This window comes from Edaphobacter flagellatus, from assembly GCF_025264665.1.
Taxonomy (GTDB): Bacteria; Acidobacteriota; Terriglobia; order Terriglobales; family Acidobacteriaceae; genus Edaphobacter; species Edaphobacter flagellatus.
On the sequence record NZ_CP073697.1, the window covers coordinates 1611178 to 1627504 of the forward strand.

The following is a 16327-nucleotide window of genomic DNA, read 5'->3' on the forward strand; positions in this document are numbered from 1 at the left end:
TATATAGAAGCAGCCGATGAAACTCGCCCACCTCCTCGTCTCGCTCACACTTCTTCTTCCAGGCCTGCCCTTATCCGTCGCGCAGAGCCCTCCCTCAAGTCCTCCAAAACCCACGCCACAGAATCCCTCGCCCATGACGGAGTCCTCGCGTGCGCACAAGCGCCTTACCAGAATCGACGTGCCCGGCAAACGCGTCGATCTCTCCAGCGGCACGCTGCTGATCCCGAACACGGCGCGCCCCCAACGCGCGATGCCGCTCTATATTCATTTCCACGGCGCTCCGTGGGTCGCCGAACAGAGCATCCACGCCGTCAATCCGCGAGCGGCCATCATCACCTTCAACCTCGGCGCAGGCTCCGGAGTCTACTCCCGCGCCTTCCACGACCCCGCGCGCTTTCAGCAACTCCTGCGGGAAGCTGCCAAAGCTATCGACCCCAGCCATCCGCCCGAGTTCAAGCCCATCGTCCTGTCCTCCTTCAGCGCAGGCTACGGAGCCATCCGCGAGATCCTGAAGAACCGCGACAACCTGAGCGCCATCGATCGAATCGTACTGGTCGACAGCCTGCACACCGGCTACCTTCCCGACGGCGCACCCGGCCCGCTCGACCCGGCGCCACTAGAGCCCTTCCTCGCATTCGCACGAGAGGCTCTCGCCGGGCGCAAGATCTTCGTCTTCACCCACTCCGAGATCTTTCCTGGAACCTTCGCCAGCACAACTGAGACCGCCGACTACCTCATCACCACACTCTCCCTCCAACAGCACCCCGTCCTGAAGTGGGGCCCAGGCGGCATGCAACAACTTAGCGATGTCCACGTCAAAGGGCTGCATATCCTCGGCTTCGCCGGCAATACCGCCCCGGACCACATCGACCAGTTCCATGGCCTCGAACAGTGGCTGCGCATGGCGAAGTAATCTGTTCGCCTTCCACACAGGCCGTCAACCGCCTCATCATCCACCAGATCGACACGCAGCACGAGGGCCGCAGGCAGTAAACGCGATGCCTTCGCACGCTAAATTTGTGCCTACGCCTGCGCACAAATTTGCATAGTTAACGTATATATTTCAATACTTTGCACGCACTTCGAAACATAATCAGATGAGGTGATCCCCGAATGTAAAAAACGCAAGAGGCACCGCCATGATGAAATTTGCACTCCTCCTCGCAACAGCGTGCCTCGCGCCCGCGGTCTGTGTCGCCGACCCACTTCCCTTCGGTCAGGCAAGCTCCTACAATCTCGTCGCTCTCGGCACGGTGGACACGAATGGAAACACCGTCATCGCCGGAACCATCGCCACCAATGCCGACATCGGCGGACGCGTCGCCGCAGCCGACAGCGTGCTTATCGGCACCACCATCGGCGGTGGTCTCAACAGCGATCCCTTTGGAGCTTCCGCCTCCTACGCCGTCGTCTCCACCAACGGCCTCGCCGCCGGACAGATCTTCAACATCAACGGCGGAGGCAACGTCTTCGCCCCCGGCTCCAACGGCACCATCAACTTCAACGACGGCGGCATCCGCGTCACCAGCGGGTCCTCAGGACTCGACTTCACCTCCCTGCGCTCGACGCTCACTCTCCAGAGCGCCATGCTGTCCACGCTCACACCCAACGGCATCGTCGGAGCCCCCACGCCTCCCGGCGGCAATCCCTCATGGCTCGTCCTTCAGGGAACCAGTGCCACGCTGAACGTCTTCAACATCACCGCCGCGCAGTTCGCCGATGCCAACCACAACCTCGACATCGTGGTTCCAGCCGGATCGACCGTCGTCATCAACGTCTCCGGCACCAACATCACGCTCGGCGCAGGCATCTACATCAACGGCGTCCAGGTCTCCGGCGATAACGCCGCCAGCCAGGGCATCCTCTTCAACTTCCCCACGGCGCAGACCCTCGCCATCGACGCGCAATTCAGCGCCTCCATCCTCGCCCCCTACGCCATCCTCACCGGCAGCGGCCAGATGGGCGGCAACTTTATCGCCGCACAGATCGGACAGACCGGCGAGGTCCACAACATCGAGTTCACCGGCTCGCTGCCCGATCCCACCGATCCGCCCACCGTCCCCGAACCAGGCACCTTCGCTCTGCTGGGAACCGGAGCCCTATCGCTGGTCATCCGCCTGCGGACGCGAATCACAAAGTAGGGCGCCTGCGCGAGCGCTTTCGCGCATCTCGGCAAAGGGTGTCATTTCGAGAGCGAAGCATCCCAGACGCGCAACCGGGGAACCTCATATTTCTTTGCGGAATGGCGGGGGAACATAACAGCCATCCATCACAAACCCAACCGGAAAACCAGATCTCCACATTCGATCCTGTCAAGTCCCGAAATCGCCTAAACTCAACCAACAGATAGCTTTACAGGTTGCCGATTTCCCCTCATCCGCACGTTATAATAGAAACAGCAAGCAGAAAGCCCCGATTCGTCGGGGCTTTTCTCGTTACCAGGTCTTACAGACCTCCGTAACTGCTCCAATAAGTCATATCATTCGAATACTTTGCGCAAATCAGTCCAGGGAGGAGGGGTCACACGCATGTCAATCCGTCAGCAGATTCGCCCCGTCCTCACCCTTGCCATCCCTCTTATCGCCGCCGAACTGGGCTGGATGACGATGGGCCTCGTCGACACCATGATGGTCGGCCACATGCAGAACCCGGCCGTGAACATCGCCTCCGCCGCGCTCGGACAGGTGCTCTACAACACGCTCGGCTTCGGCATCGCTGGCATCCTGCTCTCGCTGGACACCTTCCTCTCCCAGTCGCACGGCGCAGGCCGTTACGACGAAGCCAACCGCTGGCTTTACCACGGCATCCTCCTCGCCGCCATCCTGGCCGCCAGCTTCGGGGGCCTTATCCAGCTCGCGCCCTTCTTCATGCGCCTCATGCCCATCGACCCCACGGTCATGGACGGAGCCATCCGCTTTCTCCATGCCCTCAACTGGGGCACGCCGACACTCTTTCTCTACTTCGCGCTGCGCCGCTATCTGCAGGCCTTCAACCACGTGCGCCCCATCGCCTTCGCGCTGATCTCGGCCAACCTCTGCAATGTCTTCTTCAACTGGCTGCTGATCTACGGCCATCAATGGGGAGCAATCAGGATCCCCGCCTACGGCATCGCAGGCTCCGGCCTCTCCACCTCCATCGCGCGCGTCTACCTTGCCGTCTTCGTCGCCATCGCCATCTGGGTTGTCGAGAAAAAACACAACTACGGCCTGCGCTCCACGCTGCGTCACATCGAAAGCAGCCGTCTCAGGCAGCTCGTGCTGCTGGGCGCACCCGCCGGCGGACAGATCTTCGTTGAGATCTCCATCTTTGCCACCGTCACCTTTCTCATCGGCATGATGGGTGCATTGCCGCTCTCCGGCCATGAGATCGCGCTCAACTGCGCCAGCTTCACCTTCATGGTGCCCTTTGCCATCTCCGCCGCAGCAGCCGTCCGCGTCGGACAAGCCATCGGGCGCAAGGCACCGCACGAAGCCGCCGCCGCAGGCTGGGCCGCCATCGGCTTCGGAGCCGCCTGCATGGCGACCTTCTCCATCGTGCTCGCCGTCTTCGCGCATCCCATCGCGCGCGCCTTTACGCCCGATCACGCCGTTATCGCCGCCACCGTGCCTCTGCTCTTCGTCGCCGCAGCCTTTCAGTTCTTCGACGGCCTGCAGATCACCGCCACCGGAGCACTACGCGGCGCAGGCAACACGCACGCCGGACTCATCGTCCAGATCATCGGCTACTGGATCATCGGCCTGCCCATCGGCTCCTGGCTCGGCTTCCACCTGCACTACGGAGCCGTCGGCCTCTGGCTCGGTCTCTGCGCCGGACTCATCGTCGCTGGCATCGCGTTAACATCCGTCTGGCGCCACACCACGCGCCGTCTCGAAACCGTAGCCATAGACTCGCACGCAGCCTAACCTGCGGCTAATTGCGCCGCAGACCGCTCCAGCACGGCAATCTGCCGCTCCAGACGCCGTATCTGCTGCTCCGCGACATCGTCACCGCCAGACGAAGCATCCGAAACCTTCGCCTGCGATTCGACGATCTTCGTCTCTCCAGGCAACGCGGCGCTCAGCGCATCAAGACGCTTCGCAACTGCCTCCAACCGCGCGACAATCGCAGCGCTCTGCGATCCAACCACCGCAAGCGTCGTCACCGCACGCGTCATGCGGCGCAGATAAGTCACAAATGTCAGCGCCTCCTCCCAGCGCGCTCCCGGCCTGAACGCGATGCGCGGCTCCAGCATCAACCGGTCCAGCATCTCTTCCGCATCATTGATCGCCAGACCGCACGCGCGCCGCGCCGGAGCCAGCACCTCGCGATCGGCCGCCGTGCGACCCGCATTCGAGTGGTCCGTATCGATCGCCTGCCAGTAACGGAGCATCGCGCGCACATAAGCCGCATCGGCCTGCGCGCCGCGAGCCAGCAGACGGCCCAGTTGCAGCTTCTCCCGCTCCGGCCACAGCAACCGCATCGCCACAACCGCAACAACAGCTCCAAGCAATGTCGTTCCCATGCGCACGCCGGCAAAGTGCCAGTCGCGAAGATGCGGTAGCGCCAGCAGCACAAACGTCGGCGTCAGAAAAAAGCAGTACCATGCATAGTCGATCGCATACGTCGCCAGCGTGAAGATACTCGTCACCGTGATGACGGCAATCAGGCCCGTCTGGCTATGCACCGCCGCGGCGAAGATCGCAGCCAGCACACCGCCGGCAATGGTTCCGCTCACGCGCTGCACACCGCGACGCAACGTTCCCGAACCCGACGGCTGCAGCACAATAATCGAGGTCATCGCCAGCCACACGCCATGCTGAAGATGCACCAGGTGCATCAGCAGCACATCGACTGCGCCAACAATCATCATCCGTACCGCATGACGCATCATGATCGACTGCATCGTCCAGTTCGCCTGTGCAGCGTCCAGCATCGTGCTCCACCCGGAGACCGGCCGCTGCGACTCGCTCTGCCGCACCAGCAGCGAACGACGTTCGGCTCGCTCCGAACCTGACCGCGACGTGCGATACTCGACGCCGCTCCACAGCGCACGCACGGCCTCAAACGCGACTTCAAGATTCAACAGCGCATCACGCTCATCGTGAGCCAGATGCGCGACAAGCGAGCCGGGCGCAGCGTGCAACGCCTCAAGCGCAATCTCACGCTTGCGCAGATGCTCCAGCGAATGCGAACCCTCCGCCGCGAACGACGCGCCACCATCCTGCGGCCTCACGCTCAGCGCTCCAGCAATCGCCCGCTCAGCACGGCTCACCCAACTAAGCGCATCGGCGATCGCAGTCTGCGACTCCGCATCTGCCGCCGCTTCAAACAACTCTGTCCAGCGAATCGTTCCGGCAAACAGAATGTCCGCCGTCTCCAGCAGCACCGTCAGCGAACGCGCACGCACCGTGCGTGCGGTGATGCGCGCGCCGGTCGTTCCAATCGCAACACGCGCGGCCTCCATCTTCCGGCGCATGTTGCGCTGCAACTCGTGCATCCGAGAGCGCTCCGCACGCCGCTCCTCACTATCCGGAGCTGTATTGTGCACACCCGCCGTAAACTCCGCCAGCATCGCATAGCACTCCGCCACCGCCTGACGCGCCGGACGGAATGGATCGACCGGCCACAGAAAGAGACTGAGCGCAGCAGCCCACAGCCCTCCAAGCACGAAAGCCAGCGCATTCCCTAACGCGCCAGCTAGCGTATGCGTGACTCCGCCAAACCCAGCAAAGTAGATCACCAGAATGATGACCGAGGACGAGGCCAGCGGATTCGACAGCACACGCGCATACGTCACCGCGAAGCAGAACGCCGCCGTCACGATGACTGCCAGCCACAACGGAGCCGTCGACAATGCTCCCGCAACGCCTACTATGGCTCCGCCCAGCAGCACGGTAAGAATCGTCGTCAGACGACTGCGATACGGTCCGCCGTTATCGACCAGGATCGCTTCGAATCCGCCCAGCGCGGCCCATCCCATCGGCCTGCCGAGATAACGGCAGACCAGCATGGCGGCCAATACGGCAATGCCTGCGCGAAGTCCACGCGTCCAGTGCAGACGCTTGAGCGTCGCAGCCCATTTGGCGAACATGTGCATGTATCAGAAGTGTAGCCGCACTAACCTGCGGGTTGATGCTCAGGGACGTGCGCCTTCGAGTGTGTCGTCAGCGTAATCGCCGCCACCAGAATCAGAACTCCGCCAGCCCACGCCGTCGGCCCAAGATGCTCCCCAAGTACGAAGACGCCGAGCAGGCTGCCCATCAGCGGCTCCATGTTCAACAGCACGCCTGCCTGCGATGCAGGAACCTTCGTCATGCCCCAGTTCCACAGCAGCGTCGTCGTGGCCGTGCACAACACCCCGCTGGCCGCCAGCGCCAGCCATGCCTTTAGCGAGACATGCGCGACTGGCGGCGCTCCATAACGCAAAGGAACCCACACCAGCAGCATCAGTGTGCCCAGCAGAACGCCATAGGCCGTTACCACAATGGGCGAATGACGATCCATTAGCCTTTTATTGAGCAGAATCCAGCCCAGTGCGATCGCCAGCGAGAGCACAACCAGCAGATCACCAGCCAGCGACGGATTCCCCGCGCCGATACTGTGCCTGCCGAAGGCAATCAAGGCAGCGCCCGTCGTCGACGCAGCCAGAGCAAGCCAGCCCGTCGCATCCAGCCGCTCATGCGCGAAGAGTGTTGCGCCAACCGCAAGAATCACCGGCATCGTGCCCACCATCAGCGCCGCGTGCGAAACCGTCGTCAGCGAGAGTCCATAGAACTGGATCAGAAACTGCACCGGAATACCGAGAAAGGAGGCCAGCGCCAGCGTGCGCCACTCCTTCGCATTCAACCCCGGGCGATGCATCGCCAGCAGAGGCACCAGCGCCGCAAGCGCAAACAGAAACCGGTACAGCACCATGTGCGCGAAGCCCATCTCGGCCAGTGCGATCTTGCCGAAGAAGAAGCCGCAGCCCCAAAATGCGCTCGCCGACGCGCATGCAAGAAAACCGGCGAGCCGCTGTCTGGAAGGAGAAGGCATACTTCCACTGTCGCACAAACAGAACGGGCGCGGTCCCTATCCAACCTGGAGCCACGCCCGTCTGCTGCCACACGTTGTAAGCTACCAGACACGGCAGCTATTGACCGGAACCATCGGCACGCCCTTCTTGCAGCTGAAGGCAGCCGAAAATCCAGGCTGATTGACGATTGCACCATTCGCGCGGAAGTGGTCCGGCGAATGCGGATCGGTAAGCACCTGCTGGCGAATCACCTCAGGCCGCGAATTCTCACACCAGTTCTGCGCATACGCGATATAGAAACGCTGCGGAGCTGTATAGCCATTCACCTTGGCATTCAGATCCACCTTGTTCGTCTTCGCACGCTCGAGATACGCGAGGTAGGCAAGCATCAGGCCGCCGTTATCCGCCGTGTTCTCGCCAAGGGTCAGCTTGCCGTTCACCTTCACGTCATCGACAGCAACGAAGCTGCCGTATTCGTTGACCAGGCAGTCCGTCCGCGTCTCGAACTTCTTCGCGTCCTCCGCCGTCCACCAGTCGCGCAGATTGCCCTTCGCGTCGAACTTCCGACCCTCGTCATCGAAGCCGTGCGTCAGCTCATGGCCAATTACCGCACCGATATGGCCATAGTTCACCGCATCGTCCTGGCTCCGGTCGTAGAACGACGGCTGCAGAATCCCTGCCGGGAAGTTGATATCGTTCATGCTCGGATCGTAGTAGGCGTTCACCGTCGGCGGCGTCATGCCCCACTCCGAGTGATCGACCGGCTGACCGATCTTCGCAAGCTGGCGGTCGTTCTCAAACGCCGTGCCGCGGAACTTGTTGCCCAGCGCATCATCCGCTTTCACCTCAAGCTTCGAGTAGTCGCGCCACTTGTCCGGATAGCCGATCTTATTAGCAACCCCGTGCAGCTTCTCTTTCGCCTGCACCTTCGTCGGCGCCGACATCCAGTCCAGCTGGTCGATATCGCGGCTCATCGCCCCTTCGATATCGTGCACCATCTCCAGCATCTTCGCCTTGCTGTCTCCGGCGAAATACTGCGCAACATACACCTCACCCAGCGCCTCGCCCAGCGCGCCATTCACCGAGTTCGAGCAGCGCTTCCAACGCGCGCTCTGCTCCGGCTGGCCCGTCAGCTTGCGTCCGTAGAAATCGAAGTTCTCGTCATCGAAGCGCTTCGGCAACCGGTTCGCAGCAGCCGTCAGCAGGTGATAGCGCATGTACGCCTTCAACGTTGCGACATCGGTGTTGTGCAGCGCCTTCATCATCGCTGTCATAAACTCCGGATTCGCGTTGTTAATCTCGGTGATCTCCGGCGACCCGACTCCTTTGCGAAACGAACTGAACGCCATCGACGGAATCGTCTGATGGAAGGTCGACATCGTCTGCAGGTGATACACCTTCTCCGGATCGCGGCGGTCCGTCACCGGCATCGATGCCTTCGCCAGTACCGTCTCGAACGCCATAATCGCGTCGGCATCTTTCTTCGCCTGATCCTCTGGCGTTCCACCCAGCGTCAGCATCTTGGCCACATGCTCGACATACTGTTTGCGAATCGTCTCGTCCTTCTCACCTGTGCGCAGATAGTAGTCGCGCTCCGGCAGGCCCAGTCCAGCCTGATCGACATAAGCGATCTGCTTACTCGCGTCCTTGAAGTCCTGCTGCTCGCCATAGCCGAAGAACACATCGACACCGTTGCGCTGCAGCTTGCCCACCAGGTGCGGCATATCGTTCAACGACTCAACCGCATTGATCTCATCGAGCCACGGCTTCAGAGGAGCCAGCCCCTTCGCCTCGATCGCATCCGTATCCATACAGCTCTTGTAGTAGTCGCCGATCTTCTGCTCGTTCGCCGTCCGGCCGGCGCCACCTGCCGCGGCCTTCGTCAGAATCCCGTTCAGCGCCTGCGTATTGACGTTATAAAGTGCGTAAAACTGATCCACGCCCGGCTGATCGCTGGGGATCGGATGGTTCGTCGCAAACTTGCCGCAGGCAAACTTGTAGAAGTCGTTGCACGGATCGACCGAGATATCGATCGACGTGGCATCGAAGCCCGGAATGGGCTTATACACTTCGGCTGGCTTATCGTTTGCAGCAGCAGCGCTTACGGCCCGCGTCGGACTCTGCGCCATGCCGGTTCCTGCAGTCAGTATGGCAACCGCCCCCAGGCTCATCACCCGGCGGCCGTCGATCCAGCCTCCAAATATCTTTCGATTTTTCATGAAATTCCTCTTCTTTCCTTCTGCATGGTTACAAAACCGCCCACATCAGTATCCAACGTGTAGAGCTCTCCCTTGGCCAGCCGCCAGCGTCTGTGAAACAGTAGAACGCAGTACGGGCACAACGGTAGAACTCAACGGTAAAAACGGATACGAGCGGCTCAACATGCTGGTTCCAAGCATCATCCACGCTAATTCCCCGCTTCGCAAGCTGACCGGATGCGTGCTGGCTGCGATCTCACTCCTTTTTGTGACGAATCCGGCTCAGGCCAAAGGGCCAACCCCGGCGAAGCGCATCCCTCTCGAACCGCTCGGCTTCCAGCTGCCGCAGAATCAGTTCCTGCTCGCCGGCAGCTCCATGATGACCTTGGATTACGTCGACGACAAACACCTGCTCGTCACCTACACCGCCAAGCGCCTGCTCAAACGCATCCCCGATTGCCCACCCTCCGACCAGGATCGCGTCATCGACGCCGTGCTGGTCGAGCTGCCCGAAGGCAAGCCGCTGGCCCGCACCACGTGGCGTCTCCACGACCGCGGCCAATACCTGTGGAATCTCGGCCACGGACGCTTCATGCTGCGCATTCGCGACACACTCACCACGATTGCCCCGCTCGTCAACCAAAGCAAGGGAGACGCCTTCAAAGAGCACCCCTTCATCGAGACGAAGCGCAAGATCGGCGCCGTGATCGTCTCCCCGGATGCCGATCTGCTGATCCTCGAAACCACGGACCCACCAGCGCCGGCAGGCCTTGAGGAAGCCACCGGAGCCACCAACGGGGCACCCTACCAGAAGACCGACAACCCGGTACAGATCAACTTCTTCACCCTCGAACCTCGCTCCGGCGACGAGATCCAGATCATCCCCGGCACCAGTGCCCGCTCCCGCACTCCCGGACGCATCCCAGCCAACTCCTCCGGCTACCTCTCCATCGTCGATCAGGGACAACAGCACTGGGCCTTCGACTTCAACACCTACGGCGGCAAAAAACTGGAGCTTGCCCCCTTCGACTCCCTCTGCCGCCCGTCGGCCATGCTCGTCAGCCGCGGCGAGTTCATCGCCTTCGGCTGCCACATCACCCACACGCCGCAGATCATCGGCGGCTTCAACATGCGCGGCGAGGAGATGTGGGAGCAGAACCTGACCGAAACCTACCTCGCGCCTTCCTTTGCCTTTGCGCCCGCAGCAGGCCGCTTCGCCTTCAGCCGCATCCTCACGCATACCTCGCTTGTCGCTGAGGAGTCCCTCCAGCCCGAGCTCGTCGCCGGTCAGGACATCGTCGTCTACCAGAACGAGAGCGGTCGACAGGTGCTCCACACCGATGCCACTCCCGTGGCCCGCGCCGGACAGAACTTCGCCCTTTCGCCCGACGGCATGAGCCTCGCCGTCATCCACACCGACACCATCGACATCTACAGTCTGCCCCCACTCTCCGGCAAAGACCGCGAAGCCATGAAGCTGGCCGAAGCTGCCGCTCCCAAACCGGAGCCCGCCCCCGTCTCGCAGGCTCTCGTCGTCAGCCCGCCGTCTGCCGCTGAAACACCCGCAGCCAACCTTGCTCCACCCGAACCCAAGGCTCCTGCTGCAGCCGCACCTTCCGCAGCAGATACCGCAGCCGCAGAGTCAGCACAGCCCGAAACCACGCCGAAGCCAGCCGCCGAAGCCCAACCCGACGCCAGCGCCCAAACCAGTGGGAGCGACGCATCCGATGCTGACGCACCACCGAAGCCGCGCAAGCCGCCCACGCTCTACAACCCCGGCGAGCAACCCGACGCAAAACAGCCGAAAAACTAATGCGGCAGGCAGTAAAAACACGAAGGCCAGCCTTATCGAAATAAGGCTGGCCTTCGGAAATTTCAGGCAGCGGCTCCGCTGCGGGATGACTTATGCGGCCTTGGTGACCACAGCCTTAACGCGAGCGTTCAGGCGGCTCTTATAGCGGCTGGCGGTGTTCTTGTGCAGAACGCCCTTCTGGACGCTCTTGTCGAGCACCGAAACCGTCGCGCTGTAAACAGCCTTCAGCTCCTTGCTGTCGCCCTTGGCGATCGCCTCGCGCAGCGTGCGCAGGGTGCCACGGAGCTTGCTCTTGTTGGCGCGGTTGACCGCCGTTTTGGCCTCGGTCTGACGTGCGCGCTTCAGGGACGAAACATGATTTGCCATCTCAAAATCTCTCTTTGTAACCCGTATATAGTCGGGAATTTTAGGATGCAGACCTCAGGCTGGCCGAATTCACAGCCTGAACCATCCTCTGCAATCTCTAAGTCTACGGAAAACAGTGGCTAAGGTCAATAAAAACCGCGCCTCCCCGCCCCTGCGCCGTCGTCTGCCGCCGTTACCCCTTTAGATTCACTTCCCATCACATAACCTCTTGACTCCACACACAGGCGGGACTACTCTGTGCCCATCTTCGGCAAACGATTGGCAACTCTCGCCATCCCGGTCGGAATCCTTCAAAACCTGCACCATTCCTTGTGCCAAATCCCCTCTCCATTCCCACACCATGCGAGCGCGGAGTCTCTCCGTCTTCACATGGCCGCAACCCAGGCCCAGTACCGTGTGTCCAATAACCAGGGAGCCAACCCTGCTTCACCTGACGGAGGTCAGTCCTAAACTTGATCAGACAAGCCATCGAAATCACTCCCGGCATCGAATCCCTCTACGGAACCCACGACGAAAATCTACGCCTCCTGGAAGACGCTCTGCATGTCACCATTGACCTGCGGTCCGACGCCATCCACGTCACCGGCAACGTCGACAGCGTTGCTCGCGTCGATCACATCTTCGCGGACTACAGCGCACTCCGGAAGAGTGGGGTGAACCTCCACAACGGAGAGCTCCACGGAATGCTGAAGATGGTCATCGCCGATCCATCGACCACGCTGCGATCGCTGGTCGACTCCGGCAAGCAGCGCTCCGCCGGAGCCAAGCGCATGGTCAACCCGCGCTCGCCCAACCAGCGCAAGTATGTCGAAGCCATCGAGCAAAGCGACATGACCTTCGGCCTTGGGCCCGCCGGTACCGGCAAGACCTATCTCGCCGTCGCCATGGCCGTCTCCGCCCTGCTGGCTAAGAAAGTCTCGCGCATCATCCTCGTCCGGCCCGCCGTCGAAGCCGGTGAAAAGCTCGGCTTCCTCCCCGGCTCCCTCCAGGAGAAGGTCGATCCCTACCTGCGTCCGCTCTACGACGCACTCTACGATCTCGTCGATCCCATCAAGATCGACAAGATGCTCGAGACCAACGTCATCGAAATCGCGCCGCTCGCCTTCATGCGCGGACGCACCCTCAACGACGCCTTCATCATCATGGACGAGGCGCAGAACACCACCACCGAGCAGATGAAGATGTTCGTCACCCGCCTCGGCAACAACTCCAAGGCTGTCATCACCGGCGACCTCACCCAGACCGACCTTCCCAACCCGAAGAAGTCCGGCCTGCTCGAGGCGCTGCAGGTGCTCGATGGCGTCGAAGGAATCCGCTTCTGCCACTTCGAAGACGTCGACGTCGTCCGCCACCACCTGGTCCAGCGCATCGTCCGCGCCTACGACAGCTACGGCCGCGCTCAGCAGGAGCTTCCGCTCTCCATGGGCGACAACGTCATGCCGGGCAGCTCCATCAACGGCAGCAAACCCGTAGCCAAGCCGCAGTAAATCAGGCGCCGGTAAGGTACCATCGTTATAGGAGGATGCATCGTCGATGCCTCCTCCTATAAACGTTTGGCTTAACTTTCCGTTGATCACCACCACCGAGCGATGATCACCATCGAACCTCCAAGTACCCGCTCCAACCCAACGCCGCTGGCCAGGCCCGCGCTGACGCGTTTCCTCAATCGCGCCCGCAAAGCCGTTGGCCTTACCGGCGAGGTCGATGTCCTGCTCACCTCCGACGCCGACATCAAGCGCCTCAACCGCGACTTCCGCGGCAAGAACAAGCCCACCGACGTGCTCAGCTTCCCCGCTCCCGAAGAAATCTTCTCGCAGCACGCCGGCGACCTCGCCATCTCGCTCGACACCGCGGCAAAACAAGCTGCCGGCTTCGGCCACTCGCTCAGCGACGAGGTCCGCGTCCTTATGCTGCATGGCCTCCTCCACCTCTCCGGCATGGACCACGAGACCGACAAAGGCGAAATGGCCGCCCGCGAGGCCGAGCTGCGCAGCACGCTCAAACTCCCCGCAACCCTCATCGAGCGCGTCACCAACCCCAAGAAAAAGTCCGCGCCGAAGAAGGGTGTGGCCAGCAAGAGGCGCGCATGACCCTCGCCTACCTCATCACGCTCACGCTGCTGCTCGTTATCCTCGCGCTCGCAGCCTACGTCGACCGTGTCTACTCCGAGATGGGCAAGTTCCTCGCACGCGAGTATCAGGACAACATCGACACCTGGGAACAGTTCATCGAGCCGCGCTTCCGCCTGGCCCGCGAGTCCATCGCCCTCTCCGCTTCTGTGCTCCGGCAGCTTACCCTCGCCGCGCTCGCTCTGCTCTGGGGACTCCATCTCTACCGCAGCACCAATGGTCTGGTTGAAATCCCCGGCGCTGCGGCCATCGCCCGCGCCGCAGCTGAGCTCATCCTGCTCATTCTCATCTTCGACCGCCTCATTCCGCAGATTCTCTTTGCTCGCACGCGCGGCCTGTGGCTCCGCCACGCGACCATCATCCTGCAGGTGCTCTTCTACCTCATCCTGCCCGTCACCATCGTGCTGCAGCTTCTGCTCTCCATCGCCGCACTCGCCGAGCCTGAAGACATCGCCGTCGATGAGAGTCCCTCCGAAGCCGTCGAAGCTCTGCTCGAAGCCGGCGAAGAAGAAGGCATCCTCGAAGAATCCGACCGCGAGCTCGTCCGCTCCGTCGTCGAGTTCGGCGACAAAATCGTCCGCGAAGTCATGACCCCGCGGCCTGAGGTCTTCGCCGTCCCTGGCACCCTCACCCTCCGTGAATTCACCACCACCATCAACGAGCACGCCTTCTCCCGCGTCCCCGTCTATTCCGGCTCGCTCGACACCATCACCGGCATTGCCTTCGCGCACGATCTGCTCAAGGTCCTCGACATCGAGGCTGGCACACGCACCGTCGCCCAGATTCAACGCCCCGCCGCCTTCGTCCCCGAGACCAAAAACGTCGCCGAACTCCTCCGCGAGATGCAGCGCGAAAAACAGCACATGCGCATCGTCATCGACGAGTACGGTAGCGTCGCCGGGCTCGTCACCATCGAGGATCTGCTCGAGGCCATCGTCGGCGACATCGCCGACGAACACGACGAAGCCGAACCCGACGAGACTCCCGTTCACAACGAAGACGGCTCCTACACCGTCCCCGGCAACTTCGAAGTCTCCCGCCTTAAAGAGCTTTTCGCCGACCAGCTCGAGGAGATCGAGACACGCCCCGCCGAAGACAGCGAGACCCCTGAAGACGCCGAGACACGCGACGACGACGAGCCCGCCCCGCTTCCCCTCCCGGCCAACTATGAATCCACCACACTCGGTGGCCTCGTCTCCGAGATTGCCGGCCACATCCCCGTCCCCGGCGAAATCGTTCAAAAGGACGGCCTGCGCATGCAGGTCGTAGCCGCCACTGCCCGCCGCATCGACCGCGTCAAGGTCAGCCTCACCGAACACTCCGCCTGAAATCCAGTTGTGTCCTCGCTATTATTCGGAGCACAGCCTTAGAGCATGCCCTTGAGCGAAGTGGAATGGCTGCCGAATCCTGCCCTGGGCGTGAGCGAAAACTCTGTCAAGCCCCCAAAATTGCAACCTGCTCATTCCAAAGCAAATAAGCCCGATAAAAAGTGCCGATAAGTTCCCCTCACTTCGCTACACTTAAATCAGTAGCTCCAACACAGGAACTCCAGACAAAAAGCCCTGGCATCACGCCAGGACTAACTCTTTATAAATCAATATTTTAATGCCTAAAATACCTGCTTTCAATATTTTACCCTGTGCAAATCGCGCAACCCATTGAAAACAGGCGATCTATCGAAGAGAGGGCGGGGGGTGGGGCAGCAAAAAGACGATCAGTCGATCGAGATCTTCCGCAGCAGCTTGAAGTCCGAGAGCATCTTGCCCGTTCCCAGCACCACCGAAGCCAGCGGATCATCAGCGATCGAGACCGGAAGACCTGTCTCCTCGCGAATACGCTTATCGAGGTTCTTGATCAGCGCGCCGCCGCCCGTCAGCACAATGCCGCGGTCCGAGATATCGGCCGAAAGCTCCGGCGGAGTCCGCTCCAGTGCCACGCGAATCGCATTGATGATCGTGCCGATGCACTCCGAAAGCGCCTCGCGAATCTCCGAGTCATCGATGGTGATTGTCTTCGGCACACCCTCGATCAGGTTGCGGCCTTTGACCTCCATCGAAAGCGGCTTGTCCAGCGGATACGCGGAACCGAGCTGCATCTTGATCTGCTCGCCCGTGCGCTCGCCGATCAAAAGGTTATATTTCCGCTTCAGGTAGGTGATCACGGCCTCGTCCATCTGGTTTCCGGCCATGCGCACCGAACGGGAATACACGATGCCCGCCAGCGAAATCACGGCGATATCCGTCGTTCCGCCGCCGATATCGACGACCATGTTGCCGCCTGGCTCGGTGATGGGCAAACCCGCGCCAATCGCGGCCACCATCGCCTGCTCCACCAGGTGAACTTCCGATGCCTTTGCACGATACGCCGAGTCCATGACGGCGCGCTTTTCTACCTGCGTGATCTCGGAAGGCACGCCGATCACGATGCGCGGATGCACCATCATCTTGCGGTTGTGAGCCTTCTGGATGAAGTAGTTCAGCATCTTCTCCGTATGGCGGAAGTCGGCGATCACGCCGTCCTTCATCGGCTTGATGGCGACGATATTGCCCGGCGTTCGCCCCAGCATCTCCTTGGCCTCTTTGCCGACCGCCTCGACCTCGTTCGTAACCTTGTTGACCGCAATAATCGAGGGCTCATTCACGATAATGCCCTTGCCATGCGCGTAGACAAGCGTGTTCGCAGTTCCAAGATCGATCGCGAGATCGCTCGAAAACAGGCTGAAGAGTGACCGCATATTGTGGATGCGGGAATAGCGGGTCTGAAAGGCGTTCGAGGACATTTCGACTGATTCGTTCCTGGAGTGATGATCTACGGCTATTGTAAGGCT

General features: G+C 61.2%; 12 protein-coding genes. 7 read left to right on the forward strand and 5 right to left on the reverse strand.

Annotation, left to right across the window (positions count from 1 at the left end; all coding sequences use genetic code 11):
* The first annotated feature begins 16 nt into the window (after positions 1 to 16).
* The 3 genes from KFE13_RS06845 to KFE13_RS06855 all read left to right on the forward strand — a co-directional run bounded on the left by KFE13_RS06845 (position 17) and on the right by KFE13_RS06855 (position 3902).
* Positions 17 to 913, forward strand: a complete 897-nt coding sequence (locus KFE13_RS06845; protein ID WP_260706419.1) for a hypothetical protein — start codon at positions 17 to 19, stop codon at positions 911 to 913.
* 226 nt (positions 914 to 1139) lie between these two features.
* Positions 1140 to 2141 (forward strand): choice-of-anchor A family protein, encoded by a 1002-nt coding sequence (locus KFE13_RS06850; RefSeq protein WP_260706420.1) that lies wholly within the window; start codon positions 1140 to 1142, stop codon positions 2139 to 2141.
* Between the two features lie 387 nt (positions 2142 to 2528).
* Positions 2529 to 3902: an MATE family efflux transporter gene (locus KFE13_RS06855; protein WP_260706421.1), complete on the forward strand. Its 1374-nt coding sequence runs from the start codon at positions 2529 to 2531 to the stop codon at positions 3900 to 3902.
* Here the strand turns inward: KFE13_RS06855 and KFE13_RS06860 are convergent.
* The 3 genes from KFE13_RS06860 to KFE13_RS06870 all read right to left on the reverse strand — a co-directional run bounded on the left by KFE13_RS06860 (position 3899) and on the right by KFE13_RS06870 (position 9213).
* Positions 3899 to 6070 carry an FUSC family protein gene (locus KFE13_RS06860; protein WP_260706422.1) on the reverse strand — a complete coding sequence of 724 codons (2172 nt, stop codon included), beginning with the start codon at positions 6068 to 6070 and terminating at the stop codon, positions 3899 to 3901. The two genes, KFE13_RS06855 and KFE13_RS06860, sit on opposite strands and share 4 nt — an antisense overlap.
* 26 nt (positions 6071 to 6096) lie before the next feature.
* A complete protein-coding gene (locus tag KFE13_RS06865) occupies positions 6097 to 7014 on the reverse strand; it encodes a DMT family transporter (protein WP_260706423.1) in 918 nt (305 codons plus the stop codon).
* 81 nt (positions 7015 to 7095) lie between these two features.
* On the reverse strand, positions 7096 to 9213 hold the full coding sequence (locus KFE13_RS06870) for a M13 family metallopeptidase (protein WP_260706424.1): 2118 nt from the start codon (positions 9211 to 9213) through the stop codon (positions 7096 to 7098).
* A gap of 163 nt (positions 9214 to 9376) precedes the next feature.
* Between KFE13_RS06870 and KFE13_RS06875 the strand changes: the two genes are divergently transcribed.
* A complete protein-coding gene (locus KFE13_RS06875) occupies positions 9377 to 11005 on the forward strand; it encodes a hypothetical protein (protein WP_260706425.1) in 1629 nt (542 codons plus the stop codon).
* A 90-nt stretch (positions 11006 to 11095) separates the two neighbouring features.
* Here the strand turns inward: KFE13_RS06875 and rpsT are convergent, their stop codons facing one another.
* Positions 11096 to 11371, reverse strand: a complete 276-nt coding sequence (rpsT, locus tag KFE13_RS06880; protein WP_260706426.1) for a 30S ribosomal protein S20 — start codon at positions 11369 to 11371, stop codon at positions 11096 to 11098.
* A 452-nt stretch (positions 11372 to 11823) separates the two neighbouring features.
* Here rpsT and KFE13_RS06885 point away from each other — a divergent pair, with 452 nt between their 5' ends.
* The 3 genes from KFE13_RS06885 (at position 11824) to KFE13_RS06895 (ending at position 14828) form a co-directional block, all read left to right on the forward strand.
* A complete protein-coding gene (locus tag KFE13_RS06885; protein WP_260706427.1) occupies positions 11824 to 12858 on the forward strand; it encodes a PhoH family protein in 1035 nt (344 codons plus the stop codon).
* Positions 12859 to 12960: 102 nt separating this feature from the next.
* Positions 12961 to 13461, forward strand: a complete 501-nt coding sequence (gene ybeY / locus KFE13_RS06890; RefSeq protein ID WP_260706428.1) for an rRNA maturation RNase YbeY — start codon at positions 12961 to 12963, stop codon at positions 13459 to 13461.
* Positions 13458 to 14828, forward strand: coding sequence for a hemolysin family protein (locus KFE13_RS06895; RefSeq protein ID WP_260706429.1), 1371 nt, complete (start codon positions 13458 to 13460; stop codon positions 14826 to 14828). Before ybeY ends, KFE13_RS06895 begins: the two co-directional genes overlap by 4 nt.
* Positions 14829 to 15214: 386 nt before the next feature.
* Here KFE13_RS06895 and KFE13_RS06900 read toward each other — a convergent pair whose 3' ends face one another.
* The gene (locus tag KFE13_RS06900) at positions 15215 to 16279 is read right to left on the reverse strand and encodes a rod shape-determining protein (protein ID WP_313900687.1); all 1065 of its coding nucleotides are present in this window, start codon (positions 16277 to 16279) and stop codon (positions 15215 to 15217) included.
* Positions 16280 to 16327 lie beyond the last annotated feature (48 nt).

What these genes read in the sequence shown, in the direction of transcription:
- KFE13_RS06845 (WP_260706419.1), top strand. Translation starts at nt 17, where the DNA reads ATGAAACTCGCCCACCTCCTCGTCTCGCTCACACTTCTTCTTCCAGGC.
- KFE13_RS06850 (WP_260706420.1), top strand. Translation starts at nt 1,140, where the DNA reads ATGATGAAATTTGCACTCCTCCTCGCAACAGCGTGCCTCGCGCCCGCG.
- KFE13_RS06855 (WP_260706421.1), top strand. Translation starts at nt 2,529, where the DNA reads ATGTCAATCCGTCAGCAGATTCGCCCCGTCCTCACCCTTGCCATCCCT.
- KFE13_RS06860 (WP_260706422.1), bottom strand. Translation starts at nt 6,070, where the DNA reads ATGTTCGCCAAATGGGCTGCGACGCTCAAGCGTCTGCACTGGACGCGT.
- KFE13_RS06865 (WP_260706423.1), bottom strand. Translation starts at nt 7,014, where the DNA reads ATGCCTTCTCCTTCCAGACAGCGGCTCGCCGGTTTTCTTGCATGCGCG.
- KFE13_RS06870 (WP_260706424.1), bottom strand. Translation starts at nt 9,213, where the DNA reads ATGAAAAATCGAAAGATATTTGGAGGCTGGATCGACGGCCGCCGGGTG.
- KFE13_RS06875 (WP_260706425.1), top strand. Translation starts at nt 9,377, where the DNA reads ATGCTGGTTCCAAGCATCATCCACGCTAATTCCCCGCTTCGCAAGCTG.
- rpsT (WP_260706426.1), bottom strand. Translation starts at nt 11,371, where the DNA reads ATGGCAAATCATGTTTCGTCCCTGAAGCGCGCACGTCAGACCGAGGCC.
- ybeY (WP_260706428.1), top strand. Translation starts at nt 12,961, where the DNA reads ATGATCACCATCGAACCTCCAAGTACCCGCTCCAACCCAACGCCGCTG.
- KFE13_RS06895 (WP_260706429.1), top strand. Translation starts at nt 13,458, where the DNA reads ATGACCCTCGCCTACCTCATCACGCTCACGCTGCTGCTCGTTATCCTC.
- KFE13_RS06900 (WP_313900687.1), bottom strand. Translation starts at nt 16,279, where the DNA reads ATGTCCTCGAACGCCTTTCAGACCCGCTATTCCCGCATCCACAATATG.